Raw genomic sequence first — 17,342 nt, 5'->3', positions numbered from 1 at the left:
GGCAAACCTTGTTGCCGGTTCCGCAACAACGGGAGGCCGGCCCCCGGCTCCCACCGGGCCGGCCTCCCGTCAAGCGCCGCGGGTCAGAACCTCACCGTCGCGCATCCGACCCTGGGACCGGCGGTGCCCGCCTTGCCCGGCTCGGTGGCCGTGCGCTGGGCGTGGACCACGACCGATCCCGCCCGGCGGTCGGCGAACCGCCACGGCACGACGGTGCCGACGACGGCGCGGCCGCGGTCGTCGGTGGTGAAGTCGAGCCAGATCTCGTTCTCCGGGTTGGCGTAGGCCGGGTCCACCGACGGCTGGGCCGGGTCCACCACGTGCTGGTGGTGCGCGCCGGCGTCGGTGGGCGCCGCGCCGCACGGCCGCTGGTGGGCGTGGGCGCCGTAGGTTCGGTTCGGGATCAAGCCGTACACGCTGAGCAGGGTTTTCGTGCCGTGCCGCACGGGGGTGGCCACGACCATCACCGACGCGCCGGGCGCGATCAACGCCGTGTCGTAGGTGTAGGCCTTGGTCGCGGTGTCGGGCGTGGCGAACCGCGCCACCGTCACCGCCACCCCGGTCGAGTTCGACGTGTCGGCGGAGGCCGTCGGCGCCATGGTGGCCGCGACGAGCCCGCCGATGACGAGGGGAACCAGACGTTTCACACTTGTGCCTTTCCGGACTGGGCGGCCCGACCCGAAGCTAGCACCGTCGACCCGACCCCGCTTTCACTGTGAACGTCCGCGGTAATTCGGCGGCGGGCGGTGGCACCACTCGTCCACACTGGACCGCGTGCTGCTCACCCTGACCACGACCCACCGCCCGGCCACCGACCTCAGCCACCTGCTGCACAAACATCCCGACCGGGCGCAGTCGTTCACCACCTCCTCGGGGACCGCGCACGTGTTCTACCCGCGCGCGGACGAAGAGGAGTGCACGGTCGCGCTCCTGCTGGAGGTCGACCCGATCGCCCTGGTGCGCGGGCCGGGGAGCACGCTCACCCAGTACGTCAACGACCGCCCTTACGTCGCGGGTTCGCTGCTCACCGTCGCGCTCGGCTCGGTGTTCCGCACGGCCATGAACGGCCGTAGCAAGAGCCACGCGGACGTGGCCGCCACGCCGATCCCGCTCACCGTGCGCATCCCCGTGCTGCCGCACCGCCTGGTGGAGCAGCTCTTCACGCCACTGGGCTGGACCGCGCACATCGCACCCCTCCCGCTCGGTGACGGCGACGACTCGCGGTACGCCGACGTGACGCTCACCGGCACCCTCACCCTGGCCGAGGCCTTGAAGCACCTCTACGTGCTGCTGCCCGTCCTCGACGGCGACAAGCACTACTGGGTCTCCGAGGACGAGGTGGACAAGCTGCTGCGCGCGGGGGAGGGGTGGCTCGGGGCGCACCCGGACCGCGAGCTGATCACCACCCGCTACCTGATGCGCCGCCGCCCGCTGGTGCAGTCCGCGCTGTCGCGCCTGGCCGAGGTGGAGGAGGTCGAGCCGGAGCAGCTGGACAACGCGCTGGCCGAGCCGAAGGTGTCGCTGGCCGCGCAGCGCCGCGAGGCGATCCTGGACCAGCTCGGGCAGGCCGGCGCGCGCAGCGTCCTCGACCTGGGCTGCGGCGGCGGAGCGTTGTTGCGGGCGCTGCTGGAGAACCCCGGGTTCACCCGCGTTCAGGGGGTCGACGTGTCCGCGCGCGCCCTGGCCACCGCCGCGCGCAAGCTCAACGTGGACCAGATGTCGGACCGGCAGCGCGCCCGGCTGACGTTGCGCCAGTCGTCGCTGACCTACGCCGACCCGGAGCTGAAGGGCTACGACGCGGCCGTGCTGATGGAGGTGGTCGAACACCTCGACCCGGACCGCCTGCCCGCGTTGGAGCACTCGGTGTTCGTCGTCGCCCGCCCGCGCACGGTCCTGGTCACCACGCCGAACGTCGAGTACAACCCGCTGTTCGACACCCTGCCGGAAGGCAGGCACCGGCACTCGGACCACCGCTTCGAGTGGACCCGGGCCGAGTTCGAGCAGTGGGCGGCCGGCGTCGCGCATCGGCGCGGCTACACCGTCCGCCACCTGCCGATCGGACCGGTGGACGCCGAGCGCGGCGCGCCGACCCAGCTCGCGGCCTTCTCCCTGGGGGACGACAACTGATGGAGCTCAAGATCCCGGACCTGTGCCTGGTGGTGCTGGTCGGCGCGTCCGGCTCGGGCAAGTCCACGTTCGCGCGCAAGCACTTCCGGCCCACGCAGGTGCTGTCCAGCGACTACTTCCGCGGCCTGGTCGCCGACGACGAGAACGACCAGTCGGCCTCCGCCGCCGCGTTCGAGGTGCTGCACTTCGTGGCGGGCAAGCGCCTGGACGCCGGCCGCACGACCGTCATCGACGCGACGAACGTGCAGCGGTCCGACCGCGCGCAGCTCGTCGAGCTGGCCCGCGAGCACAACGTGCTGCCGGTGGCGATCGTGCTGGACACCCCGGAGGAGGTCTGCCTCGCCCGCAACGCCTCCCGCCCGGACCGCGACTTCGGCGCGCACGTCGTGCGGCGGCACCGGACCGCGCTGCGCAAGTCGCTGAAGTTCCTGGGCAAGGAGGGCTTCAAGCGGGTGCACGTGCTGCGCGCGCAGGCCGAGGTGGACGAAGCGGTCGTCGTGCCGGAACCGCTGCTCAACGACCTGCGCCACGAGAACGGGCCGTTCGACGTGATCGGTGACGTGCACGGCTGCCGCGAGGAGCTGGAGGACCTGCTCGTCAAGCTCGGCTACGCGCTGGTGCGCGACGACGAGGGCCGACCGGTGGACGCCGTGCCGCCGGCGGGTCGGCGGGCGGCGTTCGTCGGCGACCTGGTCGACCGCGGCCCGGACACGCCCGGTGTGCTGCGGCTGGTCATGGGCATGGTCGAGGCCGGGCACGCGTTCGCCGTGTGCGGCAACCACGAGCAGAAGCTGGTGCGGGCGCTGCGCGGGCGCAACGTGCAGGTCAAGCACGGTCTCGCCGAGTCGCTGGCGCAGCTCGCGGCCGAGCCGGAGGAGTTCCGCGAGCGCGTGGTGCGGTTCTGCGACGGCCTGATCGCCCACTACGTGCTCGCGGGCGGCGACCTGGTGATCGCGCACGCGGGCCTGCCGGAGCGCTACCACGGCCGCGCGTCGTCCCGCGTGCGCAGCTTCGCGCTCTACGGCGACACCACCGGCGAGACCGACGAGTACGGCCTGCCGGTGCGCTACCCGTGGGCGGCGGAGTACCGGGGCAAGGCGACCGTGCTCTACGGGCACACGCCGACGCCGGAGGCGGAGTGGGTCAACAACACCATGTGCCTGGACACCGGTGTGGTGTTCGGCGGCAAGCTGACCGCGTTGCGCTACCCCGAGCGCGAGGTCGTGTCGGTCGACGCGCACGAGGTCTGGTACGAGCCGGTGCGCCCGCTCGTCGTGCCCGAGGCGGAGCGGGAGCCGGACGTGCTCGCGCTGTCCGACGTCACCGGTCGCCGGTTCGTCGAGACCGCCCACCGCGGCCGGATCGGCGTGCGCCCGGAGCAGGCCGCGTCGGCGTTGGAGGTGATGAGCCGCTTCGCGATCGACCCGCACGCGCTGCTGTACCTGCCGCCGACGATGGCGCCGACGGCGACCTCGCGGCGGCCGGACGTGCTGGAGCACCCGGAGGACGCGTTCGCCGAGTACCGCGCCGCGGGCGTGCGCGAGGTGGTCTGCGAGGAGAAGCACATGGGGTCGCGCGCCGTGGTCCTGGTGCGCAAGGACGACGGAGGTGTGATCCACACGCGGACCGGCCGGGCGTTCTTCGACCCACCGTTGGGCGACGAACTGCTGGCACGGGTGCGCGAGGAGGTGACCAGGGCCGGTCTGTGGGACGAGTTCGACACCGACTGGCTGCTGCTGGACACCGAGCTGCTGCCGTGGAACGCCAAGGCGGCCGGGCTGATCAAGGAGCAGTACGCCTCGGTCGGCGCGGCGGCCACGGGCGCGCTCGGCACGGCGGTGGACGTTCTCGCGCGGACCGCCGAACGGGGTGTCGACGTCTCCGACCTGCTGCGGCGCACCCGGAGCAGGCGCGAGAACGCCATCGGCTACCGCGACGCCTACCAGCGGTACGTCCGGCCGACCGACGGGCTGGCGGGTGTCTCCATCGCGCCGTTCCAGCTGTTGGCCGCACGCGGCAGGACGTTCCACGACCGGGACCACCTGTGGCACCTGGACGTGCTCGGCCGACTCCGGGGCGAGGTGTTCACCCGAACCAGGCACCTGGTGGTCGACACGACCGACGAGGACCAGGTCGCCGCGGGCATCCGCTGGTGGGAGGAGCTGACCGCGGCCGGTGGCGAGGGCATGGTCGTCAAGCCGCTGGCCAACCTGGTGCGCGGCGACCGCGGCCTGGTGCAGCCGGGCGTGAAGGTGCGCGGGCGCGAGTACCTGCGGATCATCTACGGCCCGGACTACACCGAGCCGGAGAACCTGGAACGCCTGCGCAAACGCGGTCTGGGCGCGAAGCGGTCGCTCGCGATCCGCGAGTACGCGCTGGGCCTGGAAGCCTTGGAGCGGGTCGCCCGCGAGGAGCCGCTGTGGCGCGTGCACGAGTGCGTGTTCGCCGTGCTCGCGCTGGAGTCCGAACCGGTCGACCCCCGGCTCTAGACGCGGACCGTGCCGCGCGTCTTCGGGCGCGCGGCACGGACCACGGGGTGCACGACCACGATCAGCATCGACAGCACCGGTACCGACCGCCCCAGCACGAACTCGCCGAACGCGTAGTCGAACGCGGGCACGGCCAGGCACAGGGCGAAGGCCCACGGCGGCGCGGTCCTGGGCTTGGTCGGCGCGGCCCACGGGGTCCGCTTGAACGGCTTGGCCACCGACAGCCACACCTGGCAGGCCAGCGCCGAGGCCATCAGCAGCGAGCCGACCCGGATGAGCAGGGGCGAGCCGTCCGGGTGCAGGTTGGGGCTGAGCACGAAGATGCCCACGTAGAGCTGGGTGAACGTGATCGCGAACTTCGCCAGCACCCACCAGTGCCGGAAGTACCCCCACGCGGTGAGGCCGGACAGCATGAGCCCGGTGAAGGCCGACGTGGTGGCCATGAACTGGAGCACCTCCACGTCCAGCAGCACCGCCACGTCGAACGCACCCACGCGGTCGGGTGCGGACAGCGCGTAGCTCACCACCACGAACAGGGCCAACGCCATGAACATCCAGCCCGTGGACGACACGACGTGCAACCAGACCAGCAGCTTCCTGCCCATGACCAACCCCCACTAGTAGCCGCACTACGTATAGTACGGCTACTAGTGGGTTACCGGCTCAGACCCGGCAGGGACTGCCGCCGGGCTCGCCCGGCAACGCCTCCAGGTTGGCCCGCGCCTCGCCCAGCACCACGTCGGTCAGCAGGGTGTCGAGCGCGAACGCCCGCTGCACCACGCTGGTCGCCGTGGTCGTCGTGCTGTTGAGCTGCAACGAGCCGATCACCAGCGGGATGGTCAGCGGCGCGCTGCCGACGGCCACCGAGACCCCGTTGATCCGCAGGCTCGCGATCTGCGACGAGCCGGCGAACTGCGGGTTGAGGTTCGCGTCGCAGGTCACCGAGGCGTTCGCCTGGATGACGCCCACCTCGATGGTCACCAGCAGGCTGGAGATGCGGGTGTAGTCGACCCGGGCGGAGGACACCGCGCCGTCACCGGGTGCCGGCGGCAGCGCCAGCAGGTCGTCCGGCGTCTGGTCGGTGCTCGCGGTCAACGCGTTCGCCCGCACGGTCAGGATGCCCGCGGACAGGTTGACGTTGGCCACGTTCTCGTAGTCGTCCACGCACGGCACGTCCGGCGGGTTGGCCCGCGCCACGATGATCCCGGCGAGGTTCAGCGCGGTCGCCTGGCAGGAGAACACGCCGGTCCGCTCCGAGGTCTTGATCCGCAGGTCCGACAGCACCGGGCTGTCGCCGGCCGGGCTCGCCGTCAACGTCGCCCGCACCTCGACGTACCGGCCGACCCGGGCGAACTCCACCCCGTTGGACACCGGCGTGAACGTCTCGCCGGCCAGACCGGCCTCGGTGTCGGACGTGCGCGCCTCGACTGTGATCGAGGTGCCCGGCGGGACGCTGCCCTGCGCCTCGGTGTTCCAGGTGACCGTGCCCCAGGTCTGCCCGGCGACGCCGCCGTCCTGCACCACCGACCACGTGCCGACCGGCGCGGTGATCTCGCCGAGCACGGACCCGGTCATGTCGCTGTAGTTGTACGGCCCGGCGCCGGCGCCGAGGTCCACGGTCAGGTCGACCGCGCCGACGGGGAACCCGCCGCCGCCGACCGGCCCCGCGTCGGGGTCGATGCGCTGGGCGTTGTTGGAGTTGATGTTGGTGACCCACACCTTGCCGTTGGTGTCGACCGCGACACCGGTGGGGCCGTTGCCGCCGGGCAGGACCACGTTGCCGACGAACGTGCCGTCGGTGCGCAGGTGGCCGACGGTGTTCGTGCCGTTGTCGAGCGCGTGGGCGACCCAGACGTTGCCCTCGGTGTCGACCGCGACGCCCTGCGCGCGCGGGTGGCCGTGCGGGAAGGTGCCGAGGACGGTGCCGGCCGGGTCCATCTTGACCGTGTTGCCGGAGTTGACCTGGGTGTGCCAGATCTCGCCGGTCACCGGGTCCATGCCGAGGCCGTAGTCGCCGTGCGAGGTGTCCAGGCAGGCGCCCGCGCCGGAGCCGGGCTCGTAGCGCAGCAGATTGGTGCCGTACCGTGCGGACCACAGCGTGCCCGCCTTGTCCACCAGGCCGCCGTAGCCGCCGCAGCCCAGGCTGAACGGTGCCGTCAGCACCGAGCCGTCCACGCCGGAGATCAGCTGGTGCTGGGTGTTGGAGCCGCCGGTCCACAGGTTGTTGTTCGCGTCCACGGCGACCGTGCGGGTGTTGGTGCCCGCGACGCGGCTGTAGGTGATCAGGCACTCGTCGGCCGCGGTGGTGACGCCGCCGTTGGCGTCGGCGCCGCCCGCGTTGCTCCACGGTCGGATGTCGCCCAGGCCGCGCGAGGTGGCGATCAGGCCGTCACCGTCGCGGTCCAGGCAGGTGTTGTAGCCGAACGGGCCCTTCAGGTAGTCGCCGTTCGGGTTGGCCGTGCCGTCCGCGTTCGACCGGGTGCCGCCGCGGATGACGCCGACGCGCGTGACCGAGCCCCGGCCGCCGGACGCCTCGTTCCGGTTCGACAGCCACGTGTTGCCGAACTTGTCCACGGTGGTGCGGGACGGGTTGCGGCCCTGGCCGTCCGGCGCGGACAGCCACTCGCCGACGATGTCGCCGGTGTTCACGTCGATGCGGACCATCGTGCCGCGCGCGGAGGCGGCGACGTTGACGTAGGGGAAGAACACTGTCTGGCGGTTGAGCTGGAGCTGGTCGTTGTTGGGGGCGTCGTGGTTGACGTCCTGGAGCACGCCCTGGTCGAAGTGCGCGTCCAACGTGTAGAGCACGTCCTCGCCGGGGACGGGCGCGGCGACGGCCGACGGCACGCCGACGAGGAGGGGGAGCAGCAGGGCGCCGACCGCTGCCGACGTCAAGGACCTTCTTCGGTGACGCATGGATCTGCCCTTCTTGGTGGGGGTTCGCAGGTGTTCGGGCATTTCCGTCACGTGACAACCGGGTGTCGAAGACCCGTCGGAACGCGTTACCGGGCCCCGGGAACGTGAGTAGACAATTCGGCAGAAATCGGGCCGGCGATTCATCCCTTTCCGAGCGGGAGTCCTTCCAACGGCCCACCGGGGCGATTCGAGCGGTGACTGTTGACGTTGCCGCGTCCGCCGGGCGGCCCAGCGCATGGGCTGATCCGGGCCGATCCGACCGGTGTGACCGTTAACCCTTCGGACACCCCCGGACCACCCGGAATTCGCCCACCCGGTCGAACAGGTCTCAGTCCTTCCACTGCGCTTGACAAGCGCGCTCGGCGTCCCGAATCCTCCGCTGGGCCGAACGTTTTGGTCGTCCGCGAATAAACCCCTCATCACCCGAGGAAGGTTCGACGTGAACCACACCCGAGTCCTGCGGTCGGTAGGCGTCGGCGTCACCGCGCTGGCACTGGTCGCCGCCTGCGGCACGCCACCGCCCAAGGACGGCGCCGCGAGCGGCACCCCCGCGGCCACCGCGAAGTCGGCCGCCGACTTCGGCGGGTTCGACAAGCTCGTCGAGGCCGCCAAGGAGGAGGGCAGGCTCAACGTCATCGCGCTGCCGCCCGACTGGGCCAACTACGGCGAGATGATCTCGGCGTTCGAGGCGGAGTACGGCATCGAGGTCGACTCCGCGCAGCCCGACGCGTCCAGCCAGGACGAGATCAACGCCGCCAAGCAGCTCAAGGGCGGCGACCGCGCGCCCGACGTGTTCGACCTCGGCCTGAACGTGGCGTTGGCGAACACCGACGTGTTCGCGCCCTACCAGGTGCGGACGTGGGCGGACATCCCCGACGAGCTGAAGGAGCCTTCCGGGCTCTACTACGGCGACTACGGCGGCTTCATGTCCATCGGCTACGACGCCGCCAAGGTGCCCGCGCCGACCTCGGTCAAGGACCTGCTCAAGCCCGAGTACCAGGGCAAGGTGGCGCTCAACGGCGACCCGACGCAGGCCGGCGCCGCGTTCTCCGGCGTGGTCATGGCGTCGCTGGGCAACGGCGGCTCGGCCGACGACATCGCACCCGGCGTGGAGTTCTTCAAGCAGCTGAAGGCCGCCGGCAACTTCCTGCCGGTCGACCCGTCGCCCGCGACCATCGAGTCCGGCCAGACCCCGGTCGTGATCGACTGGGACTACACCAACGCCGCGCAGACCGCGAAGCTCGCGGGCAAGGCCGACTGGAAGGTCGTCGTCCCGTCGGGCGCGCAGGTCGGCGCGTACTACAACCAGGCGGTCAACAAGGACGCGCCGCACCCGGCCGCCGCCCGCCTGTGGCAGGAGTTCCTGTACTCCGACAAGGGCCAGAACCTCTTCCTCAAGGGCCTGTCGCGGCCGGTGCGGATGGACGCGATGACCAAGGCCGGCACGGTCGACGCGGACGCGGCGGCGAAGCTGCCCAAGACCTCCGGCGAGCAGGTGTTCCTGACCCAGGAGCAGTCGGACAAGGCCAAGCAGGTGCTGTCCACCACGTGGGCAGGGGCGGTGGGCTGACCGGTGGTCGCACCCGTCACGACCGCGGCCGGGGGAGGTCGGCGGGCCTCCCCGCGCCGGCGGGGGATCGACCGCGGGCCGTCCTCGAAGTCCTTCCTCGCCTGGCTGGTCGTGGTGCCGTTCCTGGCCTACGTCGGCACGTTCCTGGTGTACCCGACGGTGCTGGTGCTCGCCGGGTCGTTCCAGGACTCGGACGGGGCGTTCACGCTGGACAACCTGGTCGACCTGACCCGGGGCGTGTACCTCCAGGCGTTCCTGCGCAGCGTGGAGCTGTCCGCGATCACCGCCCTGCTCGGCGCGGCGTTCGGCGCCCTGCTGTCGTGGGCCGTGGCGGTCGGGAAGCAGGAGGGGTCGCTGCGCCGCGTGGTGGTGGCGGGTGCGGGCGTGCTCGCGCAGTTCGGCGGTGTGCCGCTGGCGTTCGCGTTCCTGGCCACGGTCGGCTTCCAGGGCTTCGTCACGCGGTTCTTGCGCGACTCGTTCGGCGTCGACCTGTTCGCCACCGGCGCGTGGCTGTTCGAACTGCCCGGCCTGATCCTGGTCTACACGTTCTTCCAGATCCCGCTGATGGTGATCGTGTTCCTGCCCGCGCTGGACGGCCTGCGCCCGCAGTGGCGGGAGGCGGTGGACAGCCTCGGCGGCTCGTCGTGGACCTACTGGCGGCACGTCGGCGGCCCGCTCCTGCTGCCCGCGTTCCTGGGCGCGCTGCTGCTGCTGTTCGCCAACGCGTTCTCGGCCTACGCCACGGCGGCGGCGCTGGTGTCGCAGGGCAGTCCGATCGTGCCGTTGCAGATCCGGGGCTTCCTGACCGGTGAGGTGTTGCTGGGGCAGGAGAACCTCGGCAAGGCGCTCGGCCTGGGCATGGTCGTGGTGGTCGGCGTGGCGATGGGCTCGTACGCGCTGTTGCAGCGGAGGTTCGCCCGATGGCAGCGGTGACCAGGCCGCCCGGGTCTGGCAAGCGCGCTGTGGCCCGGTTCGTGATCCTGCTGGCGCTCGGCGTGTTCTTCCTGCTGCCGCTGGTCGCGATGGCGGAGTTCTCCACCCGAGGTGCCGGCGGCACGCGCGGCCTCGCGTCGTGGTCGGCGATCGTGGACGACCCGGACCTGGTCGAGGCGATCCTGGTGTCGGTGCAGCTCGCGGTGACCAGCTCGCTGGTCGTGCTGGTGCTGCTGGTGCCGACCATGACCTGGATCCGGCTGCGCCTGCCCGGGCTGCGCAGGCTGGTCGAGTTCCTCTGCCTGCTGCCGGTGGCGATCCCGGCGATCGTGCTGGTCGTGGGCATGGCGCCGCTGTACGCGTGGGTGAACTACTTCCTCGGCGACTCGCCGTTGACGCTGACGTTCGCCTACGCGGTGCTGGTGCTGCCGTTCGCCTACCGCGCGATCGACGCGGGGCTGTCCGCGATCGACCTGAAGACGCTGGCGGAGGCGGCCCGCGGCCTCGGCGCGTCCTGGGGCACGGTGCTGCTGCGGGTCGTGGTGCCCAACATCCGCACCGCGCTGCTCGGCGCGTCGCTGCTGTCGGTGGCGTTGGTGCTCGGCGAGTTCACCATCGCGTCGCTGCTGAACTTCGACACGTTGCAGGTGCGGGTCAACCTGCTCGGCAAGCGCGACGCGGGCGTGTCGATCGCGGTGTCGCTGCTGAGCCTGCTGTTCGCGTTCGTGCTGTTGTTCCTGCTCTCGTTCATCGGCAGGCGGCGGCGCGGCACCGCCGTCGAGGAAGGCTGACATGGGGTACCTGCGACTGGCCGGGCTGCGCAAGTCGTTCGGCGGCCAGACCGCGCTCGACGGGCTCGACCTGGAACTCGCCGAGGGCGAGTTGGTCAGCCTGCTCGGGCCCAGCGGCTGCGGCAAGACGACCGCGTTGCGCATCGTCGCCGGGTTCGAGACGGCCGACTCGGGCACCGTCCTGGTGGACGGTCGCGACATCACCGGAGTGCCCGCGAACAAGCGGGACATGGGCATGGTGTTCCAGGCCTACAGCCTGTTCCCGAACATGACCGTGACGCAGAACGTCGCGTTCGGCCCGCGGCTGCGCAAGGCGCCGGACCGGGCCGGGCGGGTCGCCGAACTGCTGGAGCTGGTCGGGCTGGCCCACCTCGGCAAGCGGTACCCGCACCAGCTGTCCGGCGGCCAGCAGCAACGCGTGGCGCTGGCCCGTGCGCTGGCGATCCGGCCGCGGGTGCTGCTGCTGGACGAGCCGCTGTCCGCGCTGGACGCCAAGGTGCGGGTGAACCTGCGCGACGAGATCCGGCGCATCCAGACCGAACTGGGCATGACCACCCTGTTCGTCACGCACGACCAGGAGGAGGCGTTGGCCGTCTCCGACCGGGTCGGCGTGATGTCGCAGGGCAGGCTGGAGCAGCTGGACACGCCCGCCGTCGTGTACCGGCAGCCCGCCTCCGCGTTCGTGGCCCAGTTCGTCGGCGTGACCAACGCGGTGCACGGCACCGCCGAGGCAGGCGGCGTGCGGCTGGGCCCGTACCGGCTGGACACCGCCGCGGCCGCCGGGTTGGCCGGCGAGGTGAAGGTGATCGTGCGGCCGGAGGACATCGGCATCGCCCCGCACCGCGGCCAGGTCGGCGGCGCGCTGGTCGGCAACGTGCTCACGCAGAGCTTCCTCGGGTCGGTGACCAGGCTTTCGGTCCGGCTCGACGGCGGCGACCAGGTCGTGCGGGTCGACCAGCCCTCCAACCGCGCGGCCGACTTCCCTCCCGGCACGACCGTCGCACTCGACTTCGCGGCCGACCGGCTGATGGTCGTCGAGGCGTGACCCGGGCGGCGGACCTGTGAGCTCCGGCACGGCCCACGGTCCGACGACGCCGTGGGCCCGGCCGTCGACGGCGACACCGCGTGGTTGCGGATCAGCAGCCTCGACGGCGGGTACGCCTTCCACTCGTCGCACGACGGCGTGACGTGGCGGTTGCGGCGCCAGTTCGCCCTGGACGGCCCGGTGCGCGTCGGGCTGGAGGTCCAGTCACCGGTCGGCACCGGCTGCGAAGTGGTCTTCGACCAGGTCCGCCTGGAAGAGGGCCGACCGGCCCACCTGTTCGACGGCGCATGACCCCGGAGCGCTAAGACGACGTCTCACGTGGCGGTTTTGGTGAGTCGTTTGAAGCAGGTCAGCGTTGCGGCGAGGGTGGCGAAGGCGCAGTAGTTGTCGGCGTGGCGTTCGTAGCGGATGGTCAGGCGCCGGTAGCCGGTCAGCCAGGAGATCGTGCGTTCCACGACCCAACGGTGGCGACCAAGCCGGTCGGAGGAGTCGACGCCCTTGCGGGCGATGCGCGGGGCAGTGCCGCGGTGTCGTAACCACCGGCGGAGGTGGTCGATGTCGTAGGCCTTGTCGGCGTGCAGCTTCGCAGGGCGGAAACGGCGCGGGCCTCGCCGCGAGCGGATGCGCGGGATGGCCATCAGCATGGTTTTGAGCGCCTGGCTGTCATGCAGGTTGGCCGCCGACACCCCGACCGCCAACGGCAGACCGGCCCGGTCGGACACGACGTGGATCTTCGAGCCCGGCTTACCGCGATCGACCGGGTTCGGACCGGTCATGTCGCCCCTTTTTTCGCCCGGACCGAGGCGGCGTCCAGGATCGCCCGCGACCAGTCGACCTCCCCACGCGAGCCGAGTTCGTCCAGCACGGCTTGGTGCAGCCGCCGCCACAACGCCGCCTTCGTCCACTCGGTGAACCGGCGATGCGCGGTCGGCACGGTGACCCCGAACGACGGCGGCAACTCCCGCCACCCGCACCCACTGGTCAGCACGTAGACGATCGCGGTGAACACCGCCCGATCGTCCACCGGTGCCGTCCCGCCACCCTGCGGACGCGCCCTGAACCTCGGGATCAACGGCTCCGCCAACACCCACAACTCATCCGGCACCAACCGCAACGACAACCGATCGACCACGATCCAAGATCATGACACGCCGCTCAAACCACGTGAGACATCGTCTAAGGCCGGCGCAATTTCGTCAACCTGAGCCGTTCGGCTTCCGACAACGCCGAATCGGTCAGCACGCGCACCCCGCGCGCGCCGATCGGCTGACCGTTCACGGAAGTCACCCACCCGGTCGGCACGTCGGTGAACAGGGTGACTTCCGGGGTGTCGGCGAAATGGCCGTAGCCCAATACCGTCGACCGGCTCACCTGCGGTCCGTTCAGCACCACGTAATCCTGGTCGGCCGCGGTCGGATCGGTCACCCAGGGCACCTCGTCGCCCAGCGTCCAGCCGCCGACGCCGCCGTAGCGCAGCAGGAACGTGCGGGCGTGGTGGATGGTGACCACGTAGTGGTGGTCGGATTCCGACTCGACCGGGCCGGGCGTGCGGGTGAAGTTCAGGCCGTAGGAGACGCCCGCCGCCCGCAGGGTCCGGGAGAACTCCGCCCGGTCGTTGCCGCAGGTGCTGATCGCCCGCGAGAGCGCCGACCACGCGCCGGTGGCCGCCTGGTTCGGCAGTCGCGCGCCCGGCCACGGATCCCGAATGGTCATGCCGCCCCAGATGAGACGCACGGCGGGTGCCGGCCAGACATTGTCGCGCTCACCCCGGTAGAGGGTCATGTCCGGCATGGGAATACTCCTCGCGAGGAATTCGTGAAGAGGAATCGGCTCCGATCCTACGCGGAGTAGGACGCGGTGCGGACGAATTCACCACCAAGGAGTACCGAACCGCGAAAATGCGGTCCTAAAAGGGGGAATATGCAGTGTCCGTACCGCCGGGCGGACGAAAAGGGGCCCGCCGCTGGTGCGCGGCGGGCCCCTTCTGCGTCCGGGCGGTCGTCGGACCGCCTGGGGCTAGCGCGGGAACAGGTCCCGGTACGAGCCCTGCGTCTGCACGTTCAGCTCGCCGACGCGGACGAGCTTCGCCGTCATGGTCCGCGGGTCGCGGATGTCGAGGACGTCGAAGCCCTTGGCCATGTCGGAGGAGAAGATGTAGCCGTTGTAGTAGTACGCCGACCACGAGCCGCCGCCGGCGCCGTTGGGCAGCGGACCGCGCTCGAACCAGCCGATCTCCTTGGGGTTGCGGGAGTCGGTGAAGTCCCAGATCGAGATGCCGCCCTGGTACCACGCCTGCACCATGATGTCGCGACCCTGCACGGGGATCAGCGAGCCGTTGTGCGCCACGCAGTTCTCGGTGTCGCCCTGGGCCCGGGAGATCTTGTAGTACGAGCGGAACTCCAGCTTGCGACCGTCACCGTGACCGGTGATGTCGTAGATGCCGTCCGCACCGCGGGTCGGACCGATCTTCTCGTTGCAGGTCGGGGCGCTGCCGCCGCCGAGCTCGTCGGTGAAGACGACCTTGGTGCCCGCGTTGTTGAAGGTGGCCGAGTGCCAGAACGCGAAGTTCACGTTGTCCTGCACGCGGCTGATCTCGCGGGGCCTCTCCCGGTCGGAGATGTCCCACAGCACGCCGTCACCCATGCAGGCGCCGGCCGCGAGGTCCTTCGACGGGTACACGGTGATGTCGTGGCAGCCGGAGGTGGCGCGGACGTAGCCGTCCTCGATCGTGCCCTCACGGCCGGGGTTGCCGCCGTCCGGGAACAGCACGGTCTCCGACAGCACCGACGCCGACGCCGGGTCCTTGAGCGGGACCTTGACGATGGAGATCAGGTCGTGCGGCGTCTTGCAGTCGGGGAAGGTGTCGTTGGGGCCGTACGACGAGACGTACAGGTAGGCGTTCTTGCCCTTCTTGTCCGGCACCAGCGTGTGCGTGTGCGAACCGCACTTGGTCTCGACCGCGGCGACGTACCTCGGGTTCTTCTTGTCGCTGATGTCGAAGATCTTGATGCCCTCCCACGCGTTCTTGTTGGTCGCGGAGAGCGGCGTGCTGGCGCAGGAGTTGTCACTGCGCGAGGAGTCGGTGGACAGGAAGAGCAGGTTGTCCTTGACCGAGATGTCGTTCTGCGAGCCCGGGCACCAGACCGTGCTCACGATGGACGGCTTGTGCGGGTTGCGCACGTCGTAGATGACGAAGCCGTCGTAGTTGCCGTCGAACGCGTAACCGTTCTGGAACGCCAGGTCCGACCACGTCGAAGAGGCGGTGAAGGGCGCCGGCTTCGGGAGGTTCGCCAGGTGCTTGACGTTGCGGCTGTTGCGGATCTCGTCGACGCCGGGGAGGCCGGTGGCCGGCTGCTCCTGGCTCGACAGTTGGGTCTCGGACAGACCGGCCAGGTCGGCGTCGTCCGGTGCCGCGGTCGCCTGAGGTGCCCAGGCCACGACCGACAGGCTCAGCGCGAACGCCCCCAAGACCGCGGCCGGCGTTCTGCGCCGGCGGGTCAAATCGCGTACTTCCACTTCAGGTTCCCCTTCCAACCCAGTGCAGGGTCCGCAGTATCACCCGTTCGCAACGCTAAGGACAGACCCATTCGTCGGGAATCCTCCGACTTCCGAGTCGTGGGACCGCCGGGTACGTTGGCGGCCGACCGGTGGTTCTAGGGGGTAGTGGGATGCGGATCGTGTTCGTCGCGGTGCTGGCGGCCGTCCTGGCGGGCTGCACGGCGCAATCGCCCGACCAGCCTCCGATCATCGCGCCACAAGGGCCCGGTGAGCAAGCGCAGACCCTGGCGCCGGAGGACTTCGGCACCGATCGGTGGGTCGCGCCGAGCGAGGCGGACCTGGAGTACGTGGCCCGCATGATCGTCCACCACGAGCAGGCGCTGACCATGACCGCGCTCGCGCCGGAACGCGCGCAGAACGAGACGGTGCGCGGCCTCGCGTCGCGCATCCACGACACGCAGGGGCCCGAGATCAGCGGGATGAAGCAGTGGCAGCGGCAGTACGCGGAGAGCGCGCCCGCGCACGGCCACAGCGCCGACCTGCCGGAAGTGGACCACGGGTCGATGCCCGGCATGGCCACCGACGAGCAGTTGGCCGCGCTCGAAGCGGCCCGCGGTGCGGACTTCGACCGGCTGTTCCTGAAGTTGATGATCGCCCACCACGAGGGCGCGGTGCAGATGGCGGTCGAGCTGCTGTCCTCGGGCACCGACGTGCGGGTCGAGGAGATGGCCAACGACGTGGTCGCCTCCCAGACCGACGAGGTGGAGCGGATGAGGACGATCACCATTCCCTGACGGGCGGTCGACCCGCGGTCGGCCGGAGGTCGGTCGGCGATGTGATCAGCGGTCGACCGGCGGTCACGGGGCGAGCAGGAGATCCTCCGAGTGGTGGAAGGTCTCCACGGCGTTGCCCGTCACGTGGCGCGCGATGCCGGCGTTGCGCCGGTGCGCCTCTCTGAAGGAGTCCGACGCCACCCAGGCGCGGAAGTCGTCCTCGGTGTCGAACTCGTTGACCGACACGTACGGCTGGTCGGGGCGGGTCGGGCGCAGCAGCGTGCTGCGGCGCAGGCCGGGCACGCCGGGCAGGTAGGTGCGCATGTTGCTCCTGAAGTGCGCCTCGAACTCCTCGGCGCGCTCGGCGGGGACGAACAAGCGGTTGGTCGCGATGAACACCCGACACCTCCGTGGTTCCCGACGCTGTGTAGGGAAGTGTTCCAACGGCGCGTAGGTAACGCAAGGGCTAGGATTCGGTGGGTGCCCAGGATCAGCGCCGACACGCTGGCGCAGCACCGCGCGAACCGGCTGCGGGACCTGCTGGACGCCGGGCGTGACATCGTGGCCTCGGAGGGCGCGGACGCGTTGACCCTCGCGTCGCTGGCGCGTCGGGTCGGTCTGTCGCGGCCGAGCCTGTACGAGTACTTCCGCTCCCGCGAGGAGCTGGTCGCCGCGATCGTGTCCGACGAGCTGCCCGAGTGGGGTCGCAAGCTGGTCGAGGCGGTGCGCTCGGTCGACGGCGTGCGGGCCAAGGTCGAGGCCTACCTCCGCACCGAGCTGGAGATCATCGCCGACGGCAGCCACAGCGCCGTGGTCGCCCTCTCCGCCCACGCGCTGCCCGAGGCCGCCCGCACCCGGATCCGCGCCGAGCACGAGAAGCTCCTGGCCCCTCTGACCGACGCGCTCACCGAGGCGGGCGTCCCGTCACCCGCCCTGCGCGCCACCCTGATCCACGGCGCCGTCGAGGCCGCCGCCCGCACCCTCCGCCCGGGCGACAACTCCCACAACGCCGAGGTCGTCACCGCCCTGGTCACCCAAGTCCTGCACGGCCTGCACCCCTGACCCCCGCGCGAGCCCAACCCCCAACCCCCGCGTGTCCTACGTTCAGAACGCGCGTGTCCTACGTTCGCGTCGCGCGTGTCCTACGTTCAGGACCCCCGAGTTCAACGCTCAGGTGCACCCCGAGGTGGCTCAGGGTGG

At 70.8% G+C, this 17,342-nt stretch carries 15 protein-coding genes and 1 pseudogene; 9 read left to right on the top strand and 7 right to left on the bottom strand.

The window, feature by feature from the left end:
• Positions 1–83: 83 nt before the first annotated feature.
• Positions 84–647 (bottom strand): superoxide dismutase, encoded by a 564-nt coding sequence (locus AB0K14_RS22985; RefSeq protein ID WP_360456836.1) that lies wholly within the window; start codon positions 645–647, stop codon positions 84–86.
• Between the two features lie 127 nt (positions 648–774).
• On the opposite strand from AB0K14_RS22985, the gene AB0K14_RS22980 reads away from it, so the two are divergent.
• On the top strand, positions 775–2,127 hold the full coding sequence (locus AB0K14_RS22980; RefSeq protein WP_360456839.1) for a 3' terminal RNA ribose 2'-O-methyltransferase Hen1: 1,353 nt from the start codon (positions 775–777) through the stop codon (positions 2,125–2,127).
• Positions 2,127–4,616, top strand: coding sequence for a polynucleotide kinase-phosphatase (locus tag AB0K14_RS22975; RefSeq protein ID WP_360456842.1), 2,490 nt, complete (start codon positions 2,127–2,129; stop codon positions 4,614–4,616). Before AB0K14_RS22980 ends, AB0K14_RS22975 begins: the two co-directional genes overlap by 1 nt.
• Here AB0K14_RS22975 and AB0K14_RS22970 read toward each other — a convergent pair.
• Together AB0K14_RS22970 and AB0K14_RS22965 are read right to left on the bottom strand one after the other, a co-directional pair.
• Complete coding sequence (locus AB0K14_RS22970) at positions 4,613–5,221, bottom strand: hypothetical protein (protein WP_360456845.1); 609 nt, start codon at positions 5,219–5,221, stop codon at positions 4,613–4,615. The two genes, AB0K14_RS22975 and AB0K14_RS22970, sit on opposite strands and share 4 nt — an antisense overlap.
• A gap of 58 nt (positions 5,222–5,279) precedes the next feature.
• The gene (locus AB0K14_RS22965; RefSeq protein WP_360456848.1) at positions 5,280–7,511 is read right to left on the bottom strand and encodes a hypothetical protein; all 2,232 of its coding nucleotides are present in this window, start codon (positions 7,509–7,511) and stop codon (positions 5,280–5,282) included.
• Positions 7,512–7,971: 460 nt separating this feature from the next.
• Here AB0K14_RS22965 and AB0K14_RS22960 point away from each other — a divergent pair, with 460 nt between their 5' ends.
• The 5 genes and pseudogenes from AB0K14_RS22960 to AB0K14_RS22940 form a co-directional block, all read left to right on the top strand.
• Entirely contained in the window at positions 7,972–9,102 is a 1,131-nt protein-coding gene (locus AB0K14_RS22960) for an extracellular solute-binding protein (RefSeq protein ID WP_360456851.1), read from the top strand.
• A 3-nt stretch (positions 9,103–9,105) separates the two neighbouring features.
• A complete protein-coding gene (locus AB0K14_RS22955; protein WP_360456854.1) occupies positions 9,106–10,035 on the top strand; it encodes an ABC transporter permease in 930 nt (309 codons plus the stop codon).
• Positions 10,023–10,826, top strand: a complete 804-nt coding sequence (locus tag AB0K14_RS22950; RefSeq protein ID WP_360456857.1) for an ABC transporter permease subunit — start codon at positions 10,023–10,025, stop codon at positions 10,824–10,826. Before AB0K14_RS22955 ends, AB0K14_RS22950 begins: the two co-directional genes overlap by 13 nt.
• Before the next feature lies 1 nt (position 10,827).
• Complete coding sequence (locus tag AB0K14_RS22945; protein ID WP_360456860.1) at positions 10,828–11,871, top strand: ABC transporter ATP-binding protein; 1,044 nt, start codon at positions 10,828–10,830, stop codon at positions 11,869–11,871.
• A 48-nt stretch (positions 11,872–11,919) separates the two neighbouring features.
• A pseudogene (locus tag AB0K14_RS22940) lies at positions 11,920–12,162 on the top strand (DUF1349 domain-containing protein); the annotation flags it as partial.
• 23 nt (positions 12,163–12,185) lie between these two features.
• Here AB0K14_RS22940 and AB0K14_RS22935 read toward each other — a convergent pair.
• The 3 genes from AB0K14_RS22935 to AB0K14_RS22925 form a co-directional block, all read right to left on the bottom strand.
• A protein-coding gene (locus AB0K14_RS22935; RefSeq protein ID WP_360457161.1) for an IS5 family transposase occupies positions 12,186–12,991 on the bottom strand; the annotation gives its coding sequence in 2 pieces (ribosomal slippage) (positions 12,186–12,655 and positions 12,655–12,991; 807 coding nt in all).
• A gap of 56 nt (positions 12,992–13,047) precedes the next feature.
• On the bottom strand, positions 13,048–13,662 hold the full coding sequence (locus AB0K14_RS22930; protein ID WP_360456863.1) for a hypothetical protein: 615 nt from the start codon (positions 13,660–13,662) through the stop codon (positions 13,048–13,050).
• Positions 13,663–13,887: 225 nt separating this feature from the next.
• On the bottom strand, positions 13,888–15,240 hold the full coding sequence (locus AB0K14_RS22925; protein ID WP_360457164.1) for a hypothetical protein: 1,353 nt from the start codon (positions 15,238–15,240) through the stop codon (positions 13,888–13,890).
• A 299-nt stretch (positions 15,241–15,539) separates the two neighbouring features.
• On the opposite strand from AB0K14_RS22925, the gene AB0K14_RS22920 reads away from it, so the two are divergent.
• Positions 15,540–16,163, top strand: a complete 624-nt coding sequence (locus AB0K14_RS22920) for a DUF305 domain-containing protein (RefSeq protein WP_360456866.1) — start codon at positions 15,540–15,542, stop codon at positions 16,161–16,163.
• A 63-nt stretch (positions 16,164–16,226) separates the two neighbouring features.
• Here AB0K14_RS22920 and AB0K14_RS22915 read toward each other — a convergent pair whose 3' ends face one another.
• Positions 16,227–16,541: an antibiotic biosynthesis monooxygenase gene (locus AB0K14_RS22915; protein ID WP_360456869.1), complete on the bottom strand. Its 315-nt coding sequence runs from the start codon at positions 16,539–16,541 to the stop codon at positions 16,227–16,229.
• A gap of 81 nt (positions 16,542–16,622) precedes the next feature.
• Here AB0K14_RS22915 and AB0K14_RS22910 point away from each other — a divergent pair, with 81 nt between their 5' ends.
• The gene (locus AB0K14_RS22910; RefSeq protein ID WP_360456872.1) at positions 16,623–17,204 is read left to right on the top strand and encodes a helix-turn-helix domain-containing protein; all 582 of its coding nucleotides are present in this window, start codon (positions 16,623–16,625) and stop codon (positions 17,202–17,204) included.
• Positions 17,205–17,342 lie beyond the last annotated feature (138 nt).

It is taken from the genome of Actinosynnema sp. NPDC050801 (assembly GCF_040673975.1).
In the GTDB taxonomy this organism is placed as follows: Bacteria; Actinomycetota; Actinomycetes; order Mycobacteriales; family Pseudonocardiaceae; genus Actinosynnema.
The sequence above is the reverse complement of the archived record's forward strand: the minus strand, read 5'-3'. Positions and strand labels throughout refer to the sequence as shown.

Bases quoted from the DNA above. Each gene is read 5' to 3' on its own strand.
- AB0K14_RS22975 (WP_360456842.1), top strand. From the start codon at position 2,127: ATGGAGCTCAAGATCCCGGACCTGTGCCTGGTGGTGCTGGTCGGCGCG.
- AB0K14_RS22970 (WP_360456845.1), bottom strand. From the start codon at position 5,221: ATGGGCAGGAAGCTGCTGGTCTGGTTGCACGTCGTGTCGTCCACGGGC.
- AB0K14_RS22950 (WP_360456857.1), top strand. From the start codon at position 10,023: ATGGCAGCGGTGACCAGGCCGCCCGGGTCTGGCAAGCGCGCTGTGGCC.
- AB0K14_RS22945 (WP_360456860.1), top strand. From the start codon at position 10,828: ATGGGGTACCTGCGACTGGCCGGGCTGCGCAAGTCGTTCGGCGGCCAG.
- AB0K14_RS22930 (WP_360456863.1), bottom strand. From the start codon at position 13,662: ATGCCGGACATGACCCTCTACCGGGGTGAGCGCGACAATGTCTGGCCG.
- AB0K14_RS22920 (WP_360456866.1), top strand. From the start codon at position 15,540: ATGCGGATCGTGTTCGTCGCGGTGCTGGCGGCCGTCCTGGCGGGCTGC.